The following is a 25,322-nucleotide window of genomic DNA, read 5'->3' as shown; positions in this document are numbered from 1 at the left end:
ATGATGAGATTATTAATATTTTTATTTGCCTTTGTATTTCAGACAATTATTTTTGCCCAAAATATTTCAACGGAAGATTCTATTCAGAAAAAGCAAGAGTCAGAAAGAATACAAATTTTTAAAGAGCGCTTAAAGCAATATAATGAACTTTGTAGCAAAGATTCAATAAGAGCAGTAAATGATTCTAAAATTCAAAATAAATTTTATATTTTTAATACTGTACCATCTGGAGACGATTTTCCTGCTAAAAATGAGCTTCGAGATATTTTAAAAAACAATAATATCTTGTGGGGTGGAATTGGTAGTGGCAGCGACATTCCTTTACATTATACTTCTGATAAATGTTATAGTAGTTATATGACTTTTTTTACTGAGAAAAAATTTGGTAAAGAGTTTATTGATAATTTGGTAAAACAATCTCTTTTAAATCATATCGAAAAAAATCGTTCTTTAATTTTTGAATATAATGAACATCTAGACTGGATGTATGAAGGAGAATATTCGTTAGCCGATAAATTATTGAATATGTATTTTTTTACAAAATTCAAATACCCTAAAAACTATAAGTATTCGTCAGTTGATAATCAAGATTTTACTGAGATAGAATTGGAAGTAGATGAAAATTCGTCTATAATAAAGTTAGTTGGCTTTAAGCATCATTTGTCTAAAAACGAAGAATTTATTCCGTTTTTTGAAAAAAATATAAAACAGTTTATTAAATCAAGTAATTTTATTATTTCAGAACGAAATTATAAGTATCATGGTTCAAAAAAATCTTTTAAAATCTATTATAAATAATTAATATGAATTTCATCGAAAATTTTTTTTCAAAATATCCTCAGGAGAAACTTATCAAATGGTTTAAGCAAATCTGTATGGCAGAAGCTATCTCTTGGTTTTTCCTTTTTACAGCAATGACGTGGATACGCATTGATCCTGAAGGTATTTTACCGATTGTATACATCAGTACAATTGGAAGTATTCACGGATTATTTTTTACGCTCTATCTTCTTTTTTTACCATCTACAAGAAAAATATACACTTGGGATGATGAAGATACAGTCTTTGCTTTGATCGCTGCTTTTTTTCCTTTTGCTACGATCTGGATTGATAAAAAACTGGCACGTTTTGACAGAGAATAAAAAAAGAGGCTCTTTTGAAGCCTCTTTTTTAGTATATATTTTTAGATTTAATTATCTCTAATAACGTGTCCTGTTACACTCAATGTATGTGAACCTGTAGAATTTGTGTAGGTGCCATTAATTGTAAAATCAATGTATTGTCCTACGGCTCCATAATTACTTACTTGCAAAGTAAGATTATTTCCGTTAGAATTAATCACTCCTCCGGATGATTCCAAACTAAAATTGGAGGTAAATGTTCCAACTCCTATTGGGTTTTGGGAATTTAAATAAAAACCCCCTGTAGCACTTTGCGAACTTACAGAAAATCCAAAATTAGGATTTGGAACCGGAGTTTGGGAACTTCCACCACCATAAATGGGTGATAGAAAGTACTTTATAGTTTGTGTATCTGTCTGACTTGTAATAAATTCTGTTGCAGCAGTACAAACAGTAAGATTACCCAAATTTGTCGTAGGCGAAGTTGCAGTAAAATTAATATCTCCCGTTGTCTGAAGATTAGCGAAATCTGAACCGACAAATGTCAATTGCTGACTTGACGCACAGCTTAAAACATTAAAAGAAAAGCTTCCATTTGTTACCTGTGTGGAATAATTAGAAAAATAATTTGTGCTTGAAGCATAAGATAAATTTGCCACTCCGTTTGTAACATTATTTCCGGAACAATCCTTAAGAGTACCTGTAATGGTTATCGTATTACTCAAACTCTGCGAAATCGTAATTGCAGGAAGTGTATTGGTAGAATTACTTGCAAAAGGACCGATATTATTGGTCATGATCACATTATTACAGGCATCATAAATTTTCATCGTTAAACTTTCGCCAGCTGGAATAATTCCTGATGCATTTCCGTTTCCATCGGTAATTGCAGAAGTGGAAGTCTGGTTCTGTCTGAATAATTTCACATTTACATTACTCAAAGGTTGTGCAGCAGAGTTTTGAATATGAACATTTAAAATCGCTTGAGGAAACTGCGCATCACAATTCCACCAAGAAAAGTGACTTACATTTCCTACATAAGTATTTCCTACTTTTGTTGCAGAACCTTCTTCCTGCCAAATTCCTGTAGCTTCATTAAATGTCCAAAGAGGAATTGTAGCAGGAGCCGTTGACGTTTGAGCAGCATCTATTGCTACTGTCATTTCAGCAGTATGGCCAGTTGCAAGTTGAAGATTTTGTCCGGACGCACCTGTCAATTGTACATGCAACATTCCGAAAGTCTCCATCACTCTTGCGTTTCCTGCGGAATTATTTGCAAGCAGAGATCCGGGCATCAATTCATTAAGATACTGATCTGAAGGTTTCAGATGAAACATGGCAACATTTACATTTCCAGTATATGCATTTCCGTTTGCATCTTTAAAGCTACCGTCAAATTTTACTTTTGTTCCGTTTGGTAAAGATACCGTGGCTGTTGCTCCGGCTGTAATCGTAGAAGTATTCGTTGCTGGAATCATCATAATGTTGATTCTGTTGCTTCCACTTGTCGGAACCATCGTACGCGAACCGTTTACAAATCCCGTTTTCGCCACTTTTACATACGCGAAGTTTTCTTTCACATTGGCATTTTTAATTACAAAAATTCCTTTAGAATTGGTTTGTACAGTTGCTGATCCAATTGTAACCGTTGCTCCGGATATCGGAGTTCCGTTTGTGGATAAAACCAAACCATGGAAATTTCTTTGTGCTGAATTTCCAAAATTAAAGTTTGTCTCCTGATTTCCTTGCTGCTGATTTTCGAGATCTATAAAAGAATCGCTTTTACACGATACAAGAATCATCAAAATCATGAATAATGAGTAAAGTTTTGTCATAAATTATTACGTTTTATTGTGAACTCTAAATTAATCAAAAAAAAGTGAAGTTTAATAATTTATTTTATAATGTAATAAAATTATAGTTCAAGTTGTCTAATTATATAGAAACTCAAAGAAGTCAATATTTGAAATTTAAAATTTAGTAACTCATAATTAGATAGTTACAAATTAAATCAAAACATTTTTACTACTTTGTATTGCATGATACTAAATTTATTACATATCTTTGCAATGTAAAATAATAACAGATACAAGCATCTATAAACTATCAAATTCTAAAATCATGAAAACGCCACTACTCATCGCCGCAATATTTTTCACAGGACTTACTTTTGCCCAGGAAAAAAAATCAGATACTTTACAAACAAAAAAAATAGAAGAAGTTGTTTTGACGAAGCAGGTCTTCAAAAAACAGAGCGACCGTTTTGTATACGATGTTGCCGCTTCTCCTGTTACCAAAGGGAATACTACTTTTGATTTGTTGAAACAGACTCCCCTGCTTTCTACGACCGATGATAAAACATTAAAGATTGCCGGAAAAAACAATGCACTAATCTACATCAATGGCAGAAAAACCAATATGGATGCAGAATCTTTGACTCAATTCCTGAAAAATACACCTGCAGAAAATATTCAGAAAATTGAAGTGATTACCGTTCCGGGAAGTGAGTTTCAGGTAGAATCTTCAGACGGAATCATCAACATTGTTCTGAAAAAGAAAATGAGTGACGGTACCAACGGAAATATGAGAATGTCTAATTCTCAGAATAAATACAACTCAAGTCAGGCAAGTTTCTCTGTAAACTACAGAAAAGGCAAGCTTGGAATCAGCGCCAATCTGAGTGGGGGAGAAAATATTCAGGCTCAAAGTTACATTTTGAGAAACGGAAATGACTTTGTAAAAAACGAATCTGTAGGAGATATCGATGATCCCAATAAAAATCTTGGCGGATATTTAAATTTCGATTATCAGTTAAGCGACAAAAGTAATTTAGCTTTATCATGGAACTCCTGGGCAAATAAAAGCTATGGTTCTACCGTAGAACTTCTAAATACTTTAAAAACTTATAATTCCGACGGAAGTTTAGATAAAACAGATATTACCCGCTCAAGCAATCTCGAAAATGCAAGAAATTATAATAATTCTGTTAATTTAAATTACGAATTAAAAACAGATTCTCTGGGAAGCAAGCTAAACATGAATGCTGCTTATCTAATTTATAAAAGATTTCAAAATTCGAACAACAAAACGATTGTTGAGAATCCCGCAGGAGTTTTCACGCAACTTAGACAGAATGTTTTGCAGGATATTCCTCAAATCGTCAATAACTTTTCAGGAACGGTAGATTATATCCAAAAATTTAAAAATGATTTTACAGTATCTGTCGGAGGAAATTTTAACGCTACTAAAACTGACAATGATACAAAGAATTTTTTCAACTATTATGATGCAAATGGAAATCTGAAAAACATTGACCCAGATCTTAACCATTTCATTTATGATGAGCAAATCTATGGTGCATACGTCACTTTTGAAAAGAAATTTTCGGATAAATTTTCAGGAAAAGTGGGAACAAGATATGAAATCACAAAAAGTTTAGGAACATCTGAAATTCCCGATGAGCCAATGCAGAAATTTGAAAGAAACTACAACAACTTGCTTCCTTATTTAAGTCTGAATTATGCAATCAATGATAAAAACAATATTTCGTACGCATTTTCCAGCAGAATGAGAAGACCTAGTTTTTGGGAGCTGAATCCTGTAAAAAATATTCTTACAGAAGATAACTACACCCAAAACAACCCTTTCGTGAAAGCTTCATCAACGTATAATCAGGAGTTGACCTACATGTTTAAAAATTCTTATTTCCTGATCTTGAATCATTCTTATTTTAAAGATGTTATTACTCAAGTTCCGCTTCAGAGAGATATTGTGAGAGAAGGCAAAACCTATCGACAATTGGCATACATCAGAACCAATTTTGGCGACAAACAGGAAATGTCTGCAATGTTGGGAATGCAGAAAACGTTCTTCAATCAATACCTTACTACCAATTTCAATATCGGAGTACAGCACAATATTAATAAAGGAACATTGAATACAGATCCTACGACAGGACAGGTTTTTGACACTTATATTAACAATAGAGAATCATCAAGCATCGTGATTCAAACCAATAACACGATTCGTCTGGACAAGAAAAAAACTTGGTTTTTGGGAGTAAATTATTTCTTTGTAGATAAACAGCAAATTGAATTGGGAATGTTAAAAAACCTAATGAGCTTAGATGTAAGCATCAAGAAAAACTGGAACGACTGGACTTTTGCTTTAAATGTAAATGATGTTTTGAGAACCAACATTGTAGAAATCGAAGATTCTCAGGCAAACGGAACTTACAATTATATTAAAAACGACCAGTTCAGAAGAGGTGGAACATTCAGCATCACTTACAATTTCGGAAATCAGAAAGTGAAAAAAGTAAGAGATATCGAAGGCGCATCAGATGCCATTAAAAGCAGAACGAGATAAAACAATCATTCTTCATATATTATTTTGTACGAGAAACCTGCCGGGAAACCGGTGGGTTTTTCTATCTTTAAGACTATGAATAAATTTATTGGAATTCTTTTATTGATCTTACTACTTTCGGGATGTCAAAAAAAAACCGTGAATCTCGGAAAAGACATTTCGTTTGATAAAGAGATGAATCTTTCTTACGGAGCAGATTCTCAACAAAAATTAGATTTATATATCCCAAAAAATAAAGATTCAATTAAAGGAATTTTCGTTATCATTCATGGCGGCGGTTGGAGAGCAGGAGACAAATCTAATCTTACCTTTTTTACACTATCATTAATGCAGAAACTTCCGGATTATGCTTTTGCCAATATCAATTATCGTTTAGCAGATGCAAATTCTTTTGTTCTTCCCAACCAAACTAATGATATTGATCGTGCACTTGGTTTATTGGTTAAAAGATTTAATCCTAAGTCTAAATTTATTTTGCTTGGAAACAGCGCAGGAGCTCACTTATCAATGTTGTATGGCAACAATTCTTTTTTTGATTTTAAACATCATAACAAAATCAAAGCGGTCGTTAATATTGTAGGACCTGCTGATTTACTGCATAAAGATTTTGCTCATTACTCCGATTATGATTTTGTTGAAAAACATATGATTGATATGAAAACTCCGACTACAACTGATCTTACAAACTTAGACATTCCAAATCCTGTTTATTGGATCAACGAAAAATCACCTCCAACCATTTCTTTCTATGGAAATAACGATCAGGTTATTCCATTATCACAAAAATCTATTTTAGATTCAACACTGAATAAAAATGGAATTTATAATCAGTCTTTTGAATTTCCCGGCGGGCATCTTGATTGGCAGAATGAAAAGAATTCTCCTTTTCTGATTCAAAAAATTGATGAATTTTTAAAACACATTCAATAAATTAATCAGCCTTTTTATAAAGATTTGCTTTTTCAAGACCATAATTATTTATTCCAACTAAAGAAGAATCAATATTCCAATGAGGTAAATTTTCGTGAAGCTGATTAGATAATTTTTCAAATCCGGGAAAATGTTTCTGATTAAACTCAAAACTTCTCTCAGTGGTTACCACTTCAATCCCACTTTGTTTATCACGGTAACCAAAAGGAATACTGAAAGCATTTACTTCCATTATATCATCCCACTTTACAAACTCATCTTTTTCAGATAACACAAAACGAAATCCAGTTTCTTCGTATCTGAAAATTCCGTTAAAATTCTCAAGGTCATTGATTTCTTTTTCAACAGTCAAAAAATCATGTCTGTCATTCGGATATTTCAATTTATAATATGAAAATATAATGGTTGCAAAACAAAGGAAAATAATAGAATAACCTACCGCACTATTTTCAAAATCAGAATAGTTGTACAGGACATATCCAAGAATTAAGATACTTATTACAAGAACAGGTTTTTCCATATTATTGTAGTCACTACTTTGCTAAAAGACTTTAAATACTAAGAAACATTTTTTAACCATTAAGATCAATTAATAAGTTTAGACGATTTAAGAATTTGCAGGCAAATTTAAGTTGCGTGCTAAATAAATCTTAGAAACTTATTAAACTTAATGGTTAAGATTAATTACTCAGACTTCACCACCTCCGTTCTATCAGAAATACCATTTGCATTAAATGCTTCGATCTGGAAATAATAAGAATCTACCCTGTCTGCTCCGGTAAAGAAATATTCGTTTTTACCGTAAACCATAATGCTTCCATACAATTTGTCAGGTGATTTTCCCCAATAAATTACATATCCATCCGCATCAGAGTTTTGTTGCCACTTCATCCAAATGCTTCTTCTTTCACCAAACTTTTTAGGATCTGCTCTCAACGGAACAAAATTCTGAACTTTCGCAGGTTTCGTTCCTGCACCTTTTCCGAAAACTCTGAAACCGCTTAACGCAAACTTTCCTGTCGGCATTTTCAAATTTTCCATTTTTAAAAATCTTGCTTCGGCAGGTTTTTCCAATTCTACATAATCGTGAGGAACGTCTTTGGTGTTTTTACTTTTATCGACGATGACTTTCCACTTTTTACCATCGTTTGAACCATAGATTTTGTACTGATGCATTTTGCCTTCGGTTTTTCCCATAAATTCTACATCCTGATCTGCATAATTGGTCTGAATCGCATTGATTGTCGAAACTTCACCTAAATCAGTCTGAAACCATTCACCCGAATTTCCGGTTTTGGCGCTCCAATAGGTTTTAATATCTTCATCCACCGCATTATTGGAATGATAACCGCCTAAAGTTGAAGAAACCTGAACGGGTTTATTGTAATTCAGCAACATCCAACCCTGGAAAAGTCCTTTTGAGAAATCTTTTCCTTGTGCAAACTGTGGAAGTAAAGTCGGATAATCACCGTAAGCCGTGTTGGTGTACATCACATCATCTTTATCAAAACCTGCAGGCCAAATTCCTAAACGTCTTTCAAAATTATTTTTAGTGGAAATAAAAATCGTTGAGACGTGCCACCAGTTTTTAAAATTATCCTCAAAAGTTGCTCCGTGACCAGCCCCTCTTGCAAAACCTCCCGGCTTGTAGGAAAACGGATTATGCTGTTGATACTCAAATCCTTCTAATGGATTTTTACTTACATAAACTCCGTCAGAATAACCGCTGAATTCTGTTGCCGGAGCGCCATACTGCATATAATATTTGTCTTTGTACTTTGTCACCCATGCTCCTTCTACAAAAGGCTGCAGAAAAACATTATCATTGTATTCGCCAAATCTTTCCCAACCGTGATCTTCAGGTTTTAATCTCAAAATAGGCTTTACAAAACCTTGAGATTGTAAGTTTTTCACTTTAACTTCAGTTCCCAAAAGTGGCCATTCGTTGCTTGATCCCCAATATAAATATAGTTTATTTTTGTCTTCATCATAATGAAAAGCAGGATCCCACGCTCCAACTTTTAATGTATCGACAGCTATTTTCCAGTCGTCAACAGTTGGATTGGTCGATTTCCAGATCGGGAAATCAGATTCCCAGGTTGAGCCATAAACGTACAAGGTATCTTTCATCGCCCAAACTGCGGGTGCGTTCAGATCGTGGGTATATTTATTATCTCTGAGGAATTTTCTTTTAACAAATTTCCAGTCGAGCATATTGTCGCTGTGCCAATAGCCTTCCTGATTAGTCGAAAAAAGAAACAACTTTTTCTGAAAATTAACAATCACAGGATCAGCTGTAGCACGGTGTTTTCCTTGTTTTGAAAATACTTCAAAAGGCGTGTAACCATAATCGATATTGATTGGGTTACAATATGTTTTTTGTTGAGCGTTTATAGAAAATCCCAAAAATAAGGCTAATAAAAAAATGTGTTTTTGCATCTGAATAGTTCTTGGAGACAAATTTAATTAAAGTTTTTTGGGTTTCTTCCAAATAAATCCGTCCAGTAAATAATGGGTTAATTGAGGAACTATAAGCAAAGGAACCAAAAACTGAAACCATGTTTCTGAAAGTTGAAAGTCAAATGATAAATGCTCACGCCAGATCAGAACTTCCCACAGGAACTCTTCGAAAAAAGCGAATCCTACAATGACGACTACAAACAAAAAGATTCCGAAAGTAGATTTGAAAACCGACAGTCTGTTGAGCTGTTGATTCTCTTTCTGCTTGATTTCTCTGATGTAAATCAAAGCGACATAAGGAATTCCGTGTGAAATTACATTCAGAAAAGTGAAAACAAAATCATTATTGAAATAGACAATCCCAAAATACCATGAAAGAAAAGTTCCGCTAATGATGGCTGTTTTCGGAATATTAATCTGTCTTGTTCTAAAGATTTCAAAAATTGTCTTAAAAATCCAGACTGATAAAATGATGAAATAAAGAATTGTAATAAACTGGGTATAATCCGGTATATTTTTAAACCAATTAAATTCATTTTCAACAAACCATGTGAATGCTCTCGGAGTTTTAAACCAGTATAACATCGGATAAATTGTTGCCGTGTAAATAGCGATTTCGTCTATTCTTTTGCTAAAATTATTTGGCTCAAAACGTGAGTAAATCCGCATGAAACCATATTGCTGCCTGATAAAATGAAAGACAGCGATTAAAGCCAAAACCGACCAAAAGCTGAGACTTCCAAATTGATAAAGAATAAGTCCTAAAATCCAGCTCAACGCAGGAATTCCATAATATAAAAATGGTCTTTTTTTAATTTCAGCTTTTACAAAATACGTCTTAAACAAAGTAGAATAAACGTGCGCAACATCCACAAAGACAATCAAAAATAACCAAGTGTAAAATGAACAGTGATTTTCTAAACCTTGAATATGTTTTTGAAAGAGAAAGATAATCAGCAGGATTACAAATGGCGGCGAAAGAATCAGCCAGCCGTCAGTTTTTGCGTTATGTATCCAGGGTTGCTTCATTTTTTTCCAGTTATTTCAGTCGGATTTTTTATATTTTTTAATCGCGAGGTTAAACAAAGATATTTTTTATTAGCTACGAAATTTATGATAGACAATGGCGTTTCACTTAGCAATTGAAATACAAAGTAATCCTTTGTGTTACTTCGATAAGCGGAGCGGCTTTGTATAACCTAACAGGCGATGAAGTAATCAAAACTTTGTCTGCCTTTGCGATAAAATTTAATAATCAGTTTATAAATAATACATGATTTAAAATTACAGTTCTATTTCAACATTTCTTTTGCAGCTATTATTCCCTGATAAAAAGCTTCTTCAAAAATGGAAATTCCCGATAAATCGGTATGTGCAAAAAACACTTTTCCGTCAATTGATTCTTTTGCCTTTTGAGTTTCCTCTCCGAAAATCTGATTGGGAACAGGCGCAATCATTGCATGTCCAATCTTGTGAAACTGCATTTCAACAATAAATTCTTCAATCAAAGGATGTGCTTTTTTTAAATCATCCAAAACAAGACTTTTAAGCTGATCTTCTTTAATGGAATACAGTTTCTTTCTCGCTTTTCTGCAATCATTGGTTGAAAAACTTTTGTAATAAGTAATCACTTTTTCACCCATGATCTGATTGACATTCTGATGTTGATCGTAAATATATCCCAAACCTTCCGAACCGTAAATCACATTATCCCAAGCCAATTCTTCATCTCCGCCAAATTCATTTTTGAGCGTAATCGTCGTCAAAAGCCACGGAACATAGTTGAAAGATTTTGTGTTTCTGTTTTTAAAAATTCTTTCATTCACAAATTGTTGTGTTGCAAAGAGAACTTTATCGGCAACAATCTTTTTTGTTTTTTTCTCAGTGTTATCAAAGCTTAAAACCTCAACTTTTTCTCCGTTGATTTTAATATCAAAAACCAAATGTTGGGTTAGATTGTTACCTTCTGTATATTTTGAAAGATGTTTTGTCAGTCTTGCGTTTCCTTCCGGCCATGTAAAAACCTGATCTTTATATTTTGTGCTCCAGTTGTTTTTTCTTCCTGCAAAATAATGAATTCCTGCCCATGCCGAAACATAATCGATTCCCAAACCGTAATCGTCGCGACAAGAATAATCCAATAGCCAAAGTAATTCTTCAGATTTGAAATTATGCTCTGTAAGCCAATCTTTGAAAAGAATTTTCTCAAGATTTAAAACCTCATCTTCCTTACTCGAATCATGTACAGGAATAGCAAACCAATATTTTCCGGCATTATCTTTCTTGACACGAAAACCATCCATTAAAGCAAAAAACATTTGCAGTTCTTTTTGAGCTTCAAGAGAAATTCCTTTTTGTGGAACAACATCATTTTGCCATGAATTTTTATAAAACAAACGTTCCTGCTGCGGAAAAGTCATTTGATATTCATCTAAAATCGGCTCTCCTTTTTCGTCTTCTCCTAAATAGATTTTAGATTCTTTCAGAAAATCGATGATTTCTGTATTTTCTTTATTGGGTAAGGGTAAATAATGCGCTCCCAAAGGAAATTTTGAGAATTTATTTTCTCCGTTTGAAGAATTTCCGCCCAAATGGTTTTCCATTTCGAGAAGAAGGTAATCTTTTTCGTTATTTTGGTCTAAAAACCGACAGGCAGAAAGTCCGGAAATTCCGCCGCCGACAATTAAATATTTGGTCTGAATTTCTTCTGTGAATTTCGGGAAATCTTTTGCCCAGAGTTTATGACCGAGAATATGATTGGTTCCGGTGATTTTTAAAAGTAAAGATTTTGTTTTCGTTCCACAATATTGCAGAAAAGGTAACATCAAGCTTCCTAAAAACAATGTTTTAAGAAAATCTTTCCTACTGTACTTTTCCCCACTCTTCATCGAAATAACGTACTAATATTTGATTATCCAATCGGTTGACCTCAACAGAATCTGTTTTCATGTCTTTACTGAAATAGGACATCTGGTGAAAATTATAATCGTAAAACTTAAGATCTGGAATCTTCCTGTAAATCTTATTATGTATAGGTTCAAAAGAAGCCATAGAAAATCCCCATTCTCCAAAGGAAGGAATATAAGTATGATACGCCGAAGTAAACGGAAATACCTGATTCATGGTCTTTTCAATACACCAAAATGATTTCGGAGCAAAATAAGGTGATGTTGTCTGAACGACAATTTTTGTATCAATGGTTGTGATTTTTTCCAGCTCGTGATAAAACTGCAACGAATATAATTTACCTAAGCTATAGTTGGAAGGATCCGGAAAATCTATAATGATAACATCAAATTTCTTTTTGTTTTCCTTTACCCAAATGTATGCGTCTTTATTAATGACTTTTACTTTCTTATCCGATAACGAACGCTGATTCAGTTGGCGCATTGTTTCATTATTTTTGAAAAAATCGGTCATTTCTCCGTCTAAATCAACCAAAGTAATGTTTTTAACATCTTTGTATTTTAAAACTTCACGCGCTGCAAAACCGTCTCCACCGCCAAGAATTAAAATATTATCAATATTTTTTGCCATTGACATCACAGGATGAACCAAAGCTTCATGATAACGATATTCATCGGTAGAAGAAAACTGTAAATTATTATTTAAATACAACCGAAATTCTTTACTGTTTCTGGTTAAAACGATTCTTTGATAGGGAGAATTGTTGGTGTAAACTACATTTTCACCATATAATTTTTCTTCAGAAAACGATAAAATTCGGTCTGAAAAAATAAAAAGAACCAGCAATAAAAGAAATGCTCCGATTGATTTTATTTTTAATGAAAGCGGCTTTACCAAATCATTTTTCAAGTAAAAACATAGAAAAATAGCAATTGAAATATTAATTAAGCCGAAAAAAAGTGGTGTTTTAATAATTCCGAGACTTGGAATTAAAACCAACGGAAAAAGAATGGAAGCCAACAAAGCTCCGACATAATCAAAAGCAAAAACATTGGAAACCAAATCTTTAAACTGAACTTTATCTTTCAGGATATTCATCAGAAGCGGAATTTCCAGTCCGACTAAACATCCTGTAGAAAATACGAAAAGATATAAAGCCCACTCAAAATGTCCAACAGTATTGAAAAGTAGAAACAAAACAACCGAGCTTATTCCGCCAACGATTCCTACGAGAATTTCAATTTCGATAAATTTATCGATTAAACTTCCTTTGATGAATTTCGCCAGATAAGAACCGACTCCCATCGAAAAAAGATAAACCCCGATAATAAAAGAAAACTGCTTGACGGAATCTCCCAAAAGATAACTTGCCAAAGCTCCTGCAACCAATTCGTAGATCAGTCCGCAAGTCGCAATTACAAATACAGAAGACAGTAAAAGCAGTTCTAGAGACAGTCGTTTTTTATCCATGAACTGCCGAACCGATGATAATAGAAATTCCTATAATGAAAGAACCGAAGATAATTGCCAAAGCCACATTTTTGTTATGTGCAATCTCGTGCCATGTTTTTTCCGGAGTCAGCTTTTCAATGATCAGATAAAAAACCAATAAAATGACAACTCCCAAAACTGAGTAAATGATCGAATTGATAATTGGTAAAAAGTTTATATTTTCCATAAGTTTATATTTTTATTTGTGATAATATCTGTAAAATCCTACACCTGAAGAATGATGTCCTCTTGTTGTTCCATCTCTGTAAGTTTCTGTCTTTTCGCAGTCGCATAGTTGGTTTCCATCATAAGTAAGATAAACAAACCATCCCAAAAACACGCCTCCTATCGTGAGAAGAAACCAGTTTTCTTTTAAATATTTAAAAATCTTCATACTTTATGATTGAGGATAAGGTGAGTTTGAACTGTTTTTCCATTTTGAGACATTGAAATAATATCTCGCTACGTAACAAAGGACAAAAAAAGCTACCATTAAAATGATGATCACCCAAAAATTCCAGAATGAAACAGGAAGCCAGGTTGCCGTGATGTTTATAGAACTTTCGTCTGATTTCGTTTCCAAATTGGGAGTCTGAGCTATAGGATTGACATTCAGTAATGAGTCTAAATTTTTATTTGGAAAAGCCTGTTTGACCATCCTCCCAATCGCACCGGAATCTGTTTCCAATGTTTTAACATCTCCAAAAGACGTCGTTTCCTGAGTTGCATTGTTCAGAACATTGATTATTCCTGAAGGATCTTTAGACAAAGTGATACCGTCTGTAGCCGAACCAGCTATTGAAGTTTCTATTATTTTCTGTTTCTCTGCAGAGATTACGAAGTGATAGGTTCCGGAAGCAACTCCACATATATTGAATTCTTCGGTCTCACTTCCTTCAGTCCAACTTTCTCCGCCTTCGACTCCTGAATATTTTTCGATGTCTTTGGATACATACGTAGTTTCGTTTGTTTTTTCGTTGACAAGACTCAGTTGTACATTTGCCCAGGAATTGTCGAGTGCGGTATATGCTCTTACTTCTAACGGAGCAGAACCTCCCGAAAAGGTAAAGCTTTTGCTAATAAGCTCCTTATTCTCAATATTCTTAAAAAAAATACTTTCCTGAAAAACGGTATTATTTGCTCTTGAAGTATAAACATAAGTTTGCATCAGACAAATCAAAAGAGCAGTAATACATAAAATATTGATCGCCTGTTTGATATTGATATAAAAAGGCTGAACGATTCCGATTCCTGAATATGATGGAAGATTGGAAATTTTAAACGCTTTCTTAATTTCGTTTTTTGAAATATGTTGTCCTTTAAAATATTCTATTTTGCTTCCTGACTGTTCACGGGAAATCATGTCTGTTCCATTGACATATTCTTTGTAAGTGGCCAGTGAAAACTTCAAAGTATCTTCGAAAAAACCGGCAGCAGAATGAATGTTGCAATCTGTAGTTTCGTACCAACGATAGGTTTTACCATTATATTCACCCAAAGTTTTACTACTTCCTAAAATAAATTTTTCTTTGGGAATCGTTTCCAGTAAAACCCAGTGACCATCGCTTTCACTCAGAAAGAGATCGTTACCTGATTTATCTTTTAAAGCATATTCTCTCCAAAAAATATGAGTTCCGTATTTGCGGATAACGATTGATATTACGGTAAATTCTACACCTTGTAATATTCCTTTTTGCCCGATTTCCAAAACGACATTTTCTATCGGTTTTTTGACAATTCTTTTAGAAATATTCTGGTCAATATCAATATGATTTGAGCACGATTTGCAAACGTACTCTTCAACACGAAAGGTAAGATCAATGTTATTTTCTGTATTACAAACGGGACAAGTGTAATGCATTTTTTATCTGTAAATATTGTGTTTCTGAATAATTGTGGCATTAAAATATTGTACAACTTCGTCGGCGATCTGCTCTACTTTTGCCGAATTATCCTGTGTATAATTGCAGAGAAAAACATCGAAAGTCAGTTGTTTATATTCTGGCCAAGTGTGAATCGTGAGGTGAGATTCTTTAAGACAGACTGCAGAAGTAAAACTTTGGTTTTCAAAAACATGATTGGTAACACCAACCACTTCAACATCTTTGTCTTCCAGCATATTATGAATATGTTGCAAAAACTGCACACTGTCTAATAACAAATCTTCTAACTCCGTTTCCAAAGTTAGAAGAATATGTAAACCTTTATTTGATAATGGTTTCAATTACTAATTTTTTACAAATATATTATTTTTTTGGCAGGAAAACTTCAGCCAGCATACAACGTGCGCTTCCGCCACCATTGACTTCGATTGTATTTAAATCTGAATAAATGATTTCGCAATATTTTTCTATGTTTGCAATCTGTTCGGCATTCAAAGACTGATAAGCAGTCTGGCTCATTACCAAAAACTTTTCGCCATCTTTATTCTGCACCTGAAGCATATTTCCCGCGAATTGCTGCATTTGTTCTTCAGAAATTTCAATGATTTCTTTTCCTGAATTTTTTATGGTCTCAATGACTTTGCTTCTTTCCAGCTCATCATCAATGCAATCTAAACAAATCACAACAAATTTATCGGCAACACACATCATTACATTGGTATGGTAAATCGGAAGTCTTTCTGAACCTACCGTCTGAAAAGAATGGAAAACAATTGGTTCAAAGCCATACTTATTACAAAATTCTCTGAATAGATTTTCATCCAATCTTAGAGAAACCGAACCATATGCAATTTTATTATCATGATCGAAAATCATACTTCCTGTTCCTTCCAAAAAGTGTCCCTGAATTTCCGGTAACGACCAATCGTCGATTTCGTCAACTTCAAAACCCTGATCTTTGATGCTTTCGATAATATCTTCTCTACGTTCCACTCTTCTGTTGGAAGCGAACATGGGATATAAAACCACTTTTCCATCATTATGAAAACTTACCCAGTTGTTTGGGAAAATAGAATCCGGAGTGTGAGGATCGATGGTGTCTTTTATGGTAATGACATTAATTCCTTTGCTCTTCAGTTTTTCAACAAAAATTTTGAATTCCGCCAAAGCTTTTGACTGAATATCTGCACCTTTCTGCTCTACCTGAAAGTAATTGTTCTCTGCCGTTTCTGCATTGTAACCGAATGCAATCGGCTCTATCATGAGTACTGTATCTGTTGTCTGCATTTTTGTTTGATTTAATTTTCTTCTTTAATTAAAAATGTGTGGATTGGAAAAGATAAAAGATTCAGATTTTCACAAATATTAATACTATATTTTTTTTCTGAAAATGTTTCTGCTTCAACTTCCAAATCTGTAAAATAGCTGTCGCTATATCTTCTAAGAGTCTTTGCAGTTCTTATTCCTTCTTTTCTTACATCTTCTGATGATGAATATTCTGAAATTATTTTTGTGTCATTTTGAAATTTAATATTCATGTAAATCATTTCATCACTTTCAAAAATAGATGTCGTATCAAAATTCTGTATAAGTCTGTTAGAAACATTTAGATTTAATAATATCGAAGGAGAATAGATCTTTGCATAATAATACTCAAAATATTTGCGTTTATGATCACTCCAAATATAGTCTCGGGTATTTATTCTAGATACACTACTCCTAAAGGTCAGAACTCCATTTATTAATTTATACTCTTTTTTATTAGGACGTCTCCGACTGATTAGCTTTCCCTTTCCATCATATTTTCTCTCTTCCCAAAGAATCCAATCATTAAAAGTATTTTGATAATTTCTATAAATAATCTTCTCTTTTACATTCTCATTTTCATTATAAAAAATTTCTCTGAAAGGTAAGCCTGCATATTCTAATTTTTCACTTACTTTTTTCTCATTTTCTTTATGAATCGTAATAATAGAATCTTTTTCAATTATGATTATTTGCCGATTAGGATAATTTTCAAAATGATATTTAGTAACTTTATAATCTTTCTGCAAAGTCGAATCTACAATAAAATAGTCTTTGAATACTTTTTTTCTTACCTCCGTTTGATTAAAATATTTCTTACTCCAAACGTTTCTATTATCATACGTTTCTTTATAACTTAAATCTGGATTTTCTTGATTAAAAAAATATCTTGTTCTGAAAACATACAGAGAATCATTTTTCTTGCTATCAAAGTTGTAGACTTCCCTTTCTTCGTACAAAGAATTATTAAACAAAACTTTTGAAAATTTATTGAAGACTACAATTCCATTATTATTAATTTTTCTTGAAACTTGATTGATATTATTATCTTTAAAATTCAATATAAAGTTCTGCTCCCAATTATCTTTGACTGACTTCACAGAGATTAATCGATTTTCATCATCAAAATCATAGTATTCTGTATTTAAAGAATCTTTAACAAGAATGGATTTGCCTGAAATTAACTCGACTGATCTAAGAACTTTATTGCCCTGTTTTAGCTTTAAAGTTTTAATTTGATTTTCTTTTAAACCTTTAACGCTTCCATACAAAACTTCACCCCAATTCAGTTTTTGCTGAGAAAAGGTTTTATTAATTAAAAGTAGAAGAAAAAAGAAAAGTAGTCTTTTCAATGATATTAAATTGATTTTTATTCCCTCACCAAAGGCATTGTAGAACACCTCAACAAACCTCCCATTTTAGAAATTTCTCTATATGGAATTTCTTCTACGGTTATTCCCCATTCGTTTCTAAGGTGATTATTCATTCTTGTAAACGAACTGTCTGAAACGACAACTTCCGGAGAAATTGAAAAAACATTCGGAACCATTTCAAACATTTCTTCATCCGTAACGTGGAAACAGTTTTCTTCCCCGAAAATATCAATAATCAACTGATAATCACTTTCGTCAACAAAACCGTTTTTATAGATGATGCATTTATCCGTTCCGATCGGATTGAATGTGCAATCTAAATGCAAGATTCCCTGATAAGGTTCTCTGTCGTTTTTCTTTAATTCAAAATCGAGAATTCGTTTCTTTGGAAAATATTCTTTCAGGATTTCGATCGCATATTCGTTGGTTCTGGCTGTCTTGAAATTCCTGTAATCTTGTGAAAAGCAGGTTCCTATGAAAATGAAATCATTCCATACGATGACATCTCCGCCTTCAATGTGTGCAGTGTCAGGAAGATTGATAATATCTCTCCATTTCACTTTTTCGAAAATCGAACGATAAGCATCCTGCTCGTCTGCACGATCGGCGATGACATTAGAAATAATCATTTTGTCATCAATGACGAACGAAACATCTCTTGCAAAAACCTGATTGTAATCTTTGATAATGCTCGGACGTAGAACCTCAACATCATATTTTTTCAAAACTTTTTCAAAAGCTTCCATTTCATTGATGATATCTTTCTCTTTCGGATAAATATTATGCTGAATGGAATGATATGATTTTGCATCATAACTTTCTTCTAAAGTAGGATTTGGCCCCATTGAGTTAGGCTGTCCCAAAACCACTGATTTCAGTTTGCCGGTTTCGTTTTTGATATTTAGTTTCATAAAAAATACGTCTAATGTCTTTGCTTTAATTAAAGCATGGATTACATAGCATGAGCCACAAATATAATTAAAGAACATTGAAGTCAAAAATTTAATATTCAATAAAATGCAGTGATTTTAGTCAGCGACACAGACATTGTATTTAATGTAAACCTCGTTAAATTTTATCTGACTAATCTCAGTTTACCAGATATAATTGATGAGAAATTACCCAAATCAGACGATATTATCTTTATTCAAGATCAGAAAAGATCAATTTAGAAATTCAGTTTACTTTTAAATATATAAAATTTCAGAAATGTGATAAATTTTGAGCACCCGAAATGATAACTTGTACTATAAAATTAAAGAGTTCAAATTTATTTTCAACCTTTAAAATGAATGAAAGCATTACAGGAAATTGAAATTATCAGTATTAATTTGAGATTTCTATATCATTATATGAGTCTATAAAATCTGAAGGCGTCATCCCAGTCTGTTCTTTAAACATTCTGTTAAAGGTCGACTGTTGTCTGAATCCTGCACGGGTATAAATGTATTCTAATGTAAATTTTTGGTGTTCATTCGTAACGATATCATTTTTCACCTGCTCTATTCTTAATTCGTTTACCAGTTGGTTAAACTTCTTTTCACCAAATACATTCAATGCTTTTGAAACATAGGTCGTGTTAGTTTCTAATAACTCTGCCAGTTTTCTAATGTTGAATTTCGGACATTGATACGGCTTTTCAGATTGTAAGCAGTACATTATTTTCTGATACAAATCTTCCAGTTTATCTTTTTTGGCAGTTGCAGGTAAGCTGTCTTCTGTTTTTTGCTTATTGATGAGCTGATTTATTTCCTCTCTTGTTTCACTTATGAAAGCTGCGTTTTGAAAATTAGACTCGTTATTTTCTACGGAAACAACGTCGTTAGAATAACTGTAATTGTTTTTTATTTAATAAACTCAAGATGATAGTATAGAATAAGAAATGTAAAATATGCAGCGATGACAACTACGATGTATTCCTGATAATGCAATGCTTCAGGATTATTTTTATATAAATCTTTATCTAATGCAATGCCTGATAATTCTGAAACTTCTGATATAAAAAAACAGCCTGCAATAATAAAAAAAGAAAAATAAACACTATTCCTGAAAGATGTAACCAGCATTACCATAAGCGCTATTGGAATGTATAACAGATAAATCGTTTTTGAGATATTACATAGCAACATGCTGATGTAGGTAATAAGAAATAACAGTGAAATGAGTATGACTATGTACGTTCTAATAAAATCAAAACGCATTTTAGAAATAAGAAAGACAGTATAGGTCGTAATTAAAAATCCTAAAATAAGGATACTTTTTGGCAAGGCAAAAGGTTGATGCCCAATATCCCTGATCAGAAAAATCAATAGTATGTAGAATAAAAACATCCCTAAAATAGAGAAAGTAAACCATTCGCTAAATTCTCTTCTCTTATTGTATAGTTCGCTTTCAAAATTTTTCATAGCATTTGTGAGTCTATTATTTTGAGCTTGTGTTTTTGTTTAGCTGTTCAATTTTCATAAATAAAATATTTAAAATCACATTTGGTTATTTCAAACCCTACTTATGCAAATAAACATCGGGCACAAATATATAAAATCGTTTAAGTATTAAAAAATCAAATGGTTATGTTTTGCAGTAAATTCATGTTAGTAGAATGACAAATACTTAGAAACAATAAGTTAATTCGTAAAATCGATAAGTTAATTCGTAAAATTTAAATTCAAAAACAATTGAAAATCAATTTAGTACCAAAAACAACTACTCAATTTATCAATGGACTTATTCAATTATTTTGTTTCATTAAAAAAATATGAAATTTTGCATCGAAACAATTTTTAGTCTTTCTGATGTAGAAAACTGGGCTTTTAGCTACTCATTTTTTTGTGCATGTAATAATATATTTTGTACAATCAAAAATGATCTCAGCACTTACATTCAGAAGAAGTCAACGACAGAACAATAATTTTTAAAAAACTAAATGATGAAAAAAACAATTATTTCAGCGATTATGCTGGTAAGTTTTTGTGGTATTGCCATGGCGCAAGAGGGACGAGTTGGGATTAACACTAGCGATCCAAAAACATCAATGGATGTGCGAGGCAAAAGCGATACCTCAGGAAATTCCTTGAACACAGATGTTACCGGTTTTCAGGCGCCACGTTTGACCAGAGCAGAACTTACTGCCAAAGGAAACGCATTATATGGTACAGATCAAAAAGGAGCATTGGTATATATTACTGATGTTTTAGGTGGCGATACCCTGACTCAAAGAGTCAATATTACAACAGCGGGATATTATTATTTTGATGGTTTGGTTTGGCAAAGCGTCAAAGGCTCAACAAATAATGAGGCTTGGAAAACTTTAGGAAACTCAGGAACGACAAGAGGAACCAACTATATCGGGACGAATGATAATACAGACCTGATGTTCAAGACCAACGGAAAGTACAGAATGCACATCAATAATCATGGTGGTGTTGTGATTGGAGATTCTGCTCAAGCATATAATATGAATATGAGCAACGGTTTTGCAGGAGTACGAACTGACTTTTACAGTGACGATATTTCAAATTTCACAGGTGATCCAACCAATCCACAACCGGGATTTGGTATTGCCAACAGATTTGATGTAAGAGTAAAAGCGGGTACACCAAGTACAGGTTCGTTAAGATCTTTAAGTACAGCAATATCCCTTTCAGCCGATAATGGTGCGACAAAACCGGGTGGCGATGTTTCGGGAGCTTCTATTTTTGCTTACCGTGCACCACATATCGGAAATACTGACGGAACAGGAACGATTGCCGTTATCTCAGGATTAAATATTCTTGCAGGAAATGGTAACGGATCGGTAGGACCAACGTCAAGATTTTACGGAATTAATTTAACACCAAACAATCAGGGAGCCGGAAGTATTACTGATTATTTTGGCTACTATATGGGAACTCCCAACGGAAATACCGGAACTATTACCAATAAATACGGTGTATATATTGCCAATGACTGGTCTAACTATTTTAACGGAAAAGTAGGAATAGGAACAGCTCCCTTACAGCTCCCACCAATCAGCTTCACGTGAAAGCGACAACCGATCCTGTTCGTTTTGAAGGTTTGACAGCCGGTTCTGCTACAGACAATGTGGTAACTGTTGATGCAAGTGGCGTTTTAAAGAAAATTTCTCCGCTCACTTTTGGGGTAGATCTTACAAATGATGCATGGGTAAATAATTCTGCCAATACAAGAGTAGAATTAGGAACTAAATCTGACGGAACAACGGCAAGAGACGCAAATACAGGAGTTGCCGTAAATGACAAAGGTGCTTTGTTGCAAGGAAATTATCAGGATCAATTAACTTTCTATCAAAGTAATGGAAATAATTTATACAATGTAAGAGGCACTTCATCAGATATTTTGCCTACAGTTGCTTCTGGAAAATCAATGTATATTAACAATGCAACATCATCCATTGCAAACGGCTATTCACCAAACTCAAATATTACTGAAACATTACATGGAATAAGTACTTTACCAGGAAACACCAGCAATTATGCCTTTATAAGAGGTTTTGTATCAGACAATCAGCTAAGCGGTTCAGGAAATGTTACCAATCTTAACGGATTAGTTGGAAGAGCTTCAACGAATAGCGGAAGCAATGTGACCAATTTGGAAGCGGTACAAAGTTTAGCCCGAATTGGCGGTACAGGTACGGTTACCAATGCTATTTCTAATAAAAGTATGGTACAGATCCAGACAGGAACAACTACAAATGCTTATAACTATTATGGTACACAAACCAAAGTTGCGGGTTCTACACTGACCAATGCTTACGGTTTGTACTTTGAAGATATTAACCAGGGAGCAACATCCAATTATTCTATCTACACCAACGCAGGTAAAAGTACGTTTTGGAGATTTATCAACAGGAGCAGCAACAGACAACATCTTAACAGTAAATTCTAATGGTGTGCTTACAAAATCAACATTGGCAGCTTCTGGTCTTGCAAATAACTGGGGATTAACAGGAAATGCAGGAACTACTCCAGGAACCAACTTTGTGGGAACAACAGATAATGCCGGTTTAATATTTAAAGTAAATAATTTGCAGTCTGGTTATATAGATCCTGCAAAAAACAACACCTCTTTAGGTTATACAGCATCGGCTGCAATGACAACCGGTTATCAAAATACCTCTCTGGGTTACGAAGCTTTAAACTTAAATGCAGACGGAAGCCTAAATACTGCTATAGGTTATCAAGCTTTGAAAGTCAATCTTGTTGGAAGAGGCAATACAGCTATCGGTAATAATGCATTGACATTAAATACAGCATTCAATAATACTGCTGTCGGTAGTGGTTCATTGACTGGAAATACTTCTGGAGCCGATAATACAGCAATGGGTTTAGGCTCATTAACACATAACTCAAAAGGTTCTTATAATACCGCAATAGGATACCAAAGTACAATTAGTAATACAACAGGAAATTTTAATACAGCATTAGGTTTACAGGCATTGTATTATAATACTACAGGTAGCGATAACGTTGCACTTGGTCGTAGTGCAGCTTCAGCATTGACAGCTGGAGATAAGAATATAGCAATTGGGAGTCAGGTACAATTAGCTTCCAACACTGGCAGCAATCAGATGAACATCGGAAACACCATCTTCGGAGCAGGAATGACCGGAACTTTGGCAGCTCCGGCAGGAAATATTGGTATTAATACTTCTGCGCCCACAAATTCTTTACATGTAAAAGCAACCACAAATCCTGTTCGTTTTGAAGGTTTAGCAGCAGGTTCTGCAACAGATAATATCGTTACCGTTGACGCAAATGGTGTTTTGACTAGAACAGCAGCAAATTTAAACGGATTAGATATAACCAACGATGCATGGGTAAATAATGATGCAAATAACAGCGTAGATTTAATTTACACAGCGCTAAAAGATAATATTTCTTACACAGATAAAGGTTTTAAACAATTTGATAAAACAGGAACAACAGTACAAGATTTTGATGCTGCTACAGGTGCAATTAGTTCATTAGATTATAAAACAGGGAAGAACAGTTATAATACGCATTTTACAAGATCAAATAATATAGCAACTGTAGATTCGGCTTATCCTGCTTACACCGCTTCAGATCAAAGATTGGTTTTAGATGCAACCGAAACAAGAGCAGGGCAGACGTTTGGTGCAATGGAAGCTTTTGCCAGTACAGAAACCACTAACAGTATTGCTATAGGACAATTAAGAGGTGGAACTTTTAATGCTTATCATTTAGGTTCTGGATTAGCAACACAAGTTTACGGAGGTCGTGGTTCAGCATATATACAAGGAAGTGCAAAATCCACAACTACTCTTGGTTTGCAAGGTGCAGTTCATGCACAAACATCATCTAGTTTAGCTAATCTTTTCGCTATTTCTGGTTCATTAAATGTTTATGCTACACAAACAGGAACAATTACTAATGCAGCTTCGATCAGAGCAGGTTCTACATTGCAATCTTCGAGCGCGAGTATAACCAACCTGTTTGGAACCAACATTACAAATAGTATTCTTCCTACATATTCTGGTACAATTACAAACTATTATGATTTTTATGCAACAGATATTAACCCGACTAATCCTATCACAAATAAATATGGTCTTTATCTTTTAGGTGCTACAAAGAAAAACTATTTAGAAGGATTTTTAGGTGTAGGAACTTCCAGTCCTTCAAATCCTGTAGGTATAATGCACGACCGACCAGGAGATAATTCCGGACAGATCATTGTCGGGAAACAAAATCAGTCAGGAGCAATCACATTCAGACGTGCCAATGACGGAAACGGAGTTTCTCATGTAGGTTACAAATCCGCAACAGAAAGTAACGAGTTTCAGCTTACTTCTGCTGGAGGATCCGGGTTCTTTACTTTTAATACTGGAGAAGGAAGCGTCGAAGAAAAAATGCGTATCAAGAGTTTGGGTAATGTGGGTATCGGATCAAGTACACCCAACTCAACATTACAAATTGCGGGTTCGGTATCGGCAAACATCAGATCGCTTCCAGCAGGACAAACTTTAAGCGCAACAGATTATACAGTTCTGGCGCAAGGTGATGCCTTACTTCCTGCAGCAGATTCTAACAACATAGGGCGTATCTATAATATCATAAATGACACAGCAGGTAATATTACAATTACGGGTAACTTCAGACAAAACGGTTCTAATTTTACATCGTATGGTCTTAATGCAAGCGCAGGAGGAAGATCTTTTGTTGTACAGAGCACGGGTGCTGCATGGGTCATTATTTCAGTTCAGTAAAACATTCTGCTGATAAGATGCAGAAGTTCAGACAATATAGTTTATCACTATAAGTTTTTTTAGATGTTTGTGTAAAACCTCCGGTGTCATACTATGTATTGTACAATCTTCAAAACCGGAGGTTTTTTAAAAAAAATAGCGATAGGTTAATTACAAAATCTGTTTTCATAGGAAATTCACACAAAGCAGGAATCCCCCTTTGTCTTCCCGTATGGAACTGACACGAAGCAGGTTGAAACTA

The 25,322-nt window shown here is 33.8% G+C and carries 21 protein-coding genes; 6 read left to right on the top strand and 15 right to left on the bottom strand.

Annotated elements, in window-relative coordinates:
* Positions 1 to 3 precede the first annotated feature (3 nt).
* Both NZ698_RS12230 and NZ698_RS12225 read left to right on the top strand, forming a co-directional pair.
* A complete protein-coding gene (locus NZ698_RS12230; protein ID WP_263003395.1) occupies positions 4 to 798 on the top strand; it encodes a hypothetical protein in 795 nt (264 codons plus the stop codon).
* Positions 799 to 803: 5 nt separating this feature from the next.
* On the top strand, positions 804 to 1,142 hold the full coding sequence (locus NZ698_RS12225; RefSeq protein ID WP_263003394.1) for a DUF3817 domain-containing protein: 339 nt from the start codon (positions 804 to 806) through the stop codon (positions 1,140 to 1,142).
* 47 nt (positions 1,143 to 1,189) lie between these two features.
* Here the strand turns inward: NZ698_RS12225 and NZ698_RS12220 are convergent, their stop codons facing one another.
* On the bottom strand, positions 1,190 to 2,956 hold the full coding sequence (locus NZ698_RS12220) for a carboxypeptidase-like regulatory domain-containing protein (protein ID WP_263003393.1): 1,767 nt from the start codon (positions 2,954 to 2,956) through the stop codon (positions 1,190 to 1,192).
* 286 nt (positions 2,957 to 3,242) lie between these two features.
* On the opposite strand from NZ698_RS12220, the gene NZ698_RS12215 reads away from it, so the two are divergent.
* Positions 3,243 to 5,489, top strand: coding sequence for a TonB-dependent receptor domain-containing protein (locus NZ698_RS12215; protein WP_263003391.1), 2,247 nt, complete (start codon positions 3,243 to 3,245; stop codon positions 5,487 to 5,489).
* Positions 5,490 to 5,564: 75 nt separating this feature from the next.
* Positions 5,565 to 6,419, top strand: coding sequence for an alpha/beta hydrolase (locus NZ698_RS12210; protein ID WP_263003390.1), 855 nt, complete (start codon positions 5,565 to 5,567; stop codon positions 6,417 to 6,419).
* 1 nt (position 6,420) lies between these two features.
* Here the strand turns inward: NZ698_RS12210 and NZ698_RS12205 are convergent, their stop codons facing one another.
* The 14 genes from NZ698_RS12205 to NZ698_RS12140 form a co-directional block, all read right to left on the bottom strand.
* A complete protein-coding gene (locus NZ698_RS12205; RefSeq protein ID WP_263003389.1) occupies positions 6,421 to 6,939 on the bottom strand; it encodes a hypothetical protein in 519 nt (172 codons plus the stop codon).
* 164 nt (positions 6,940 to 7,103) lie between these two features.
* Positions 7,104 to 8,858, bottom strand: a complete 1,755-nt coding sequence (locus NZ698_RS12200; RefSeq protein WP_263003388.1) for a discoidin domain-containing protein — start codon at positions 8,856 to 8,858, stop codon at positions 7,104 to 7,106.
* 27 nt (positions 8,859 to 8,885) lie between these two features.
* On the bottom strand, positions 8,886 to 9,908 hold the full coding sequence (locus tag NZ698_RS12195) for a hypothetical protein (protein WP_263003387.1): 1,023 nt from the start codon (positions 9,906 to 9,908) through the stop codon (positions 8,886 to 8,888).
* Positions 9,909 to 10,171: 263 nt separating this feature from the next.
* Positions 10,172 to 11,722, bottom strand: coding sequence for an NAD(P)/FAD-dependent oxidoreductase (locus tag NZ698_RS12190; protein ID WP_263003386.1), 1,551 nt, complete (start codon positions 11,720 to 11,722; stop codon positions 10,172 to 10,174).
* 19 nt (positions 11,723 to 11,741) lie between these two features.
* A complete protein-coding gene (locus NZ698_RS12185) occupies positions 11,742 to 13,256 on the bottom strand; it encodes a polyamine aminopropyltransferase (RefSeq protein ID WP_263003385.1) in 1,515 nt (504 codons plus the stop codon).
* Complete coding sequence (locus NZ698_RS12180) at positions 13,249 to 13,464, bottom strand: DUF350 domain-containing protein (RefSeq protein WP_263003384.1); 216 nt, start codon at positions 13,462 to 13,464, stop codon at positions 13,249 to 13,251. Before NZ698_RS12180 ends, NZ698_RS12185 begins: the two co-directional genes overlap by 8 nt.
* A 12-nt stretch (positions 13,465 to 13,476) precedes the next feature.
* Complete coding sequence (locus NZ698_RS12175; protein ID WP_263003383.1) at positions 13,477 to 13,671, bottom strand: hypothetical protein; 195 nt, start codon at positions 13,669 to 13,671, stop codon at positions 13,477 to 13,479.
* Between the two features lie 3 nt (positions 13,672 to 13,674).
* The gene (locus tag NZ698_RS12170) at positions 13,675 to 15,138 is read right to left on the bottom strand and encodes a DUF4178 domain-containing protein (RefSeq protein WP_263003382.1); all 1,464 of its coding nucleotides are present in this window, start codon (positions 15,136 to 15,138) and stop codon (positions 13,675 to 13,677) included.
* Positions 15,139 to 15,141: 3 nt separating this feature from the next.
* Complete coding sequence (locus NZ698_RS12165; RefSeq protein ID WP_263003381.1) at positions 15,142 to 15,501, bottom strand: S-adenosylmethionine decarboxylase family protein; 360 nt, start codon at positions 15,499 to 15,501, stop codon at positions 15,142 to 15,144.
* Between the two features lie 22 nt (positions 15,502 to 15,523).
* Positions 15,524 to 16,447, bottom strand: coding sequence for a citrulline utilization hydrolase CtlX (gene ctlX / locus NZ698_RS12160; protein WP_263003380.1), 924 nt, complete (start codon positions 16,445 to 16,447; stop codon positions 15,524 to 15,526).
* Positions 16,448 to 16,458: 11 nt separating this feature from the next.
* Positions 16,459 to 17,736, bottom strand: a complete 1,278-nt coding sequence (locus NZ698_RS12155; RefSeq protein WP_263003379.1) for a hypothetical protein — start codon at positions 17,734 to 17,736, stop codon at positions 16,459 to 16,461.
* Positions 17,737 to 17,834: 98 nt separating this feature from the next.
* On the bottom strand, positions 17,835 to 18,749 hold the full coding sequence (locus tag NZ698_RS12150) for a dimethylarginine dimethylaminohydrolase family protein (protein ID WP_263003378.1): 915 nt from the start codon (positions 18,747 to 18,749) through the stop codon (positions 17,835 to 17,837).
* Positions 18,750 to 19,164: 415 nt separating this feature from the next.
* Positions 19,165 to 19,497, bottom strand: coding sequence for a helix-turn-helix domain-containing protein (locus NZ698_RS12145; RefSeq protein ID WP_263003377.1), 333 nt, complete (start codon positions 19,495 to 19,497; stop codon positions 19,165 to 19,167).
* 185 nt (positions 19,498 to 19,682) lie between these two features.
* On the bottom strand, positions 19,683 to 20,243 hold the full coding sequence (locus NZ698_RS12140; RefSeq protein WP_263003376.1) for a hypothetical protein: 561 nt from the start codon (positions 20,241 to 20,243) through the stop codon (positions 19,683 to 19,685).
* 521 nt (positions 20,244 to 20,764) lie between these two features.
* On the opposite strand from NZ698_RS12140, the gene NZ698_RS12135 reads away from it, so the two are divergent.
* Entirely contained in the window at positions 20,765 to 21,859 is a 1,095-nt protein-coding gene (locus NZ698_RS12135) for a phage tail-like protein (RefSeq protein WP_263003375.1), read from the top strand.
* 759 nt (positions 21,860 to 22,618) lie between these two features.
* The gene (locus NZ698_RS12130) at positions 22,619 to 25,081 is read left to right on the top strand and encodes a beta strand repeat-containing protein (RefSeq protein ID WP_263003374.1); all 2,463 of its coding nucleotides are present in this window, start codon (positions 22,619 to 22,621) and stop codon (positions 25,079 to 25,081) included.
* Positions 25,082 to 25,322 lie beyond the last annotated feature (241 nt).

The sequence above is a fragment of the Chryseobacterium edaphi genome (genome assembly GCF_025628985.1).
GTDB lineage: Bacteria > Bacteroidota > Bacteroidia > Flavobacteriales > Weeksellaceae > Chryseobacterium > Chryseobacterium edaphi.
This window is presented reverse-complemented; position numbering and strand designations above follow the sequence as displayed.

Excerpts from the sequence above, each read along its gene's own strand:
- NZ698_RS12230 (WP_263003395.1), top strand. The coding sequence starts at position 4 with ATGAGATTATTAATATTTTTATTTGCCTTTGTATTTCAGACAATTATT.
- NZ698_RS12225 (WP_263003394.1), top strand. The coding sequence starts at position 804 with ATGAATTTCATCGAAAATTTTTTTTCAAAATATCCTCAGGAGAAACTT.
- NZ698_RS12220 (WP_263003393.1), bottom strand. The coding sequence starts at position 2,956 with ATGACAAAACTTTACTCATTATTCATGATTTTGATGATTCTTGTATCG.
- NZ698_RS12215 (WP_263003391.1), top strand. The coding sequence starts at position 3,243 with ATGAAAACGCCACTACTCATCGCCGCAATATTTTTCACAGGACTTACT.
- NZ698_RS12210 (WP_263003390.1), top strand. The coding sequence starts at position 5,565 with ATGAATAAATTTATTGGAATTCTTTTATTGATCTTACTACTTTCGGGA.
- NZ698_RS12205 (WP_263003389.1), bottom strand. The coding sequence starts at position 6,939 with ATGGAAAAACCTGTTCTTGTAATAAGTATCTTAATTCTTGGATATGTC.
- NZ698_RS12200 (WP_263003388.1), bottom strand. The coding sequence starts at position 8,858 with ATGCAAAAACACATTTTTTTATTAGCCTTATTTTTGGGATTTTCTATA.
- NZ698_RS12195 (WP_263003387.1), bottom strand. The coding sequence starts at position 9,908 with ATGAAGCAACCCTGGATACATAACGCAAAAACTGACGGCTGGCTGATT.
- NZ698_RS12185 (WP_263003385.1), bottom strand. The coding sequence starts at position 13,256 with ATGGATAAAAAACGACTGTCTCTAGAACTGCTTTTACTGTCTTCTGTA.
- NZ698_RS12180 (WP_263003384.1), bottom strand. The coding sequence starts at position 13,464 with ATGGAAAATATAAACTTTTTACCAATTATCAATTCGATCATTTACTCA.
- NZ698_RS12175 (WP_263003383.1), bottom strand. The coding sequence starts at position 13,671 with ATGAAGATTTTTAAATATTTAAAAGAAAACTGGTTTCTTCTCACGATA.
- NZ698_RS12170 (WP_263003382.1), bottom strand. The coding sequence starts at position 15,138 with ATGCATTACACTTGTCCCGTTTGTAATACAGAAAATAACATTGATCTT.
- ctlX (WP_263003380.1), bottom strand. The coding sequence starts at position 16,447 with ATGCAGACAACAGATACAGTACTCATGATAGAGCCGATTGCATTCGGT.
- NZ698_RS12150 (WP_263003378.1), bottom strand. The coding sequence starts at position 18,749 with ATGAAACTAAATATCAAAAACGAAACCGGCAAACTGAAATCAGTGGTT.
- NZ698_RS12145 (WP_263003377.1), bottom strand. The coding sequence starts at position 19,497 with ATGTACTGCTTACAATCTGAAAAGCCGTATCAATGTCCGAAATTCAAC.
- NZ698_RS12140 (WP_263003376.1), bottom strand. The coding sequence starts at position 20,243 with ATGAAAAATTTTGAAAGCGAACTATACAATAAGAGAAGAGAATTTAGC.
- NZ698_RS12135 (WP_263003375.1), top strand. The coding sequence starts at position 20,765 with ATGAAAAAAACAATTATTTCAGCGATTATGCTGGTAAGTTTTTGTGGT.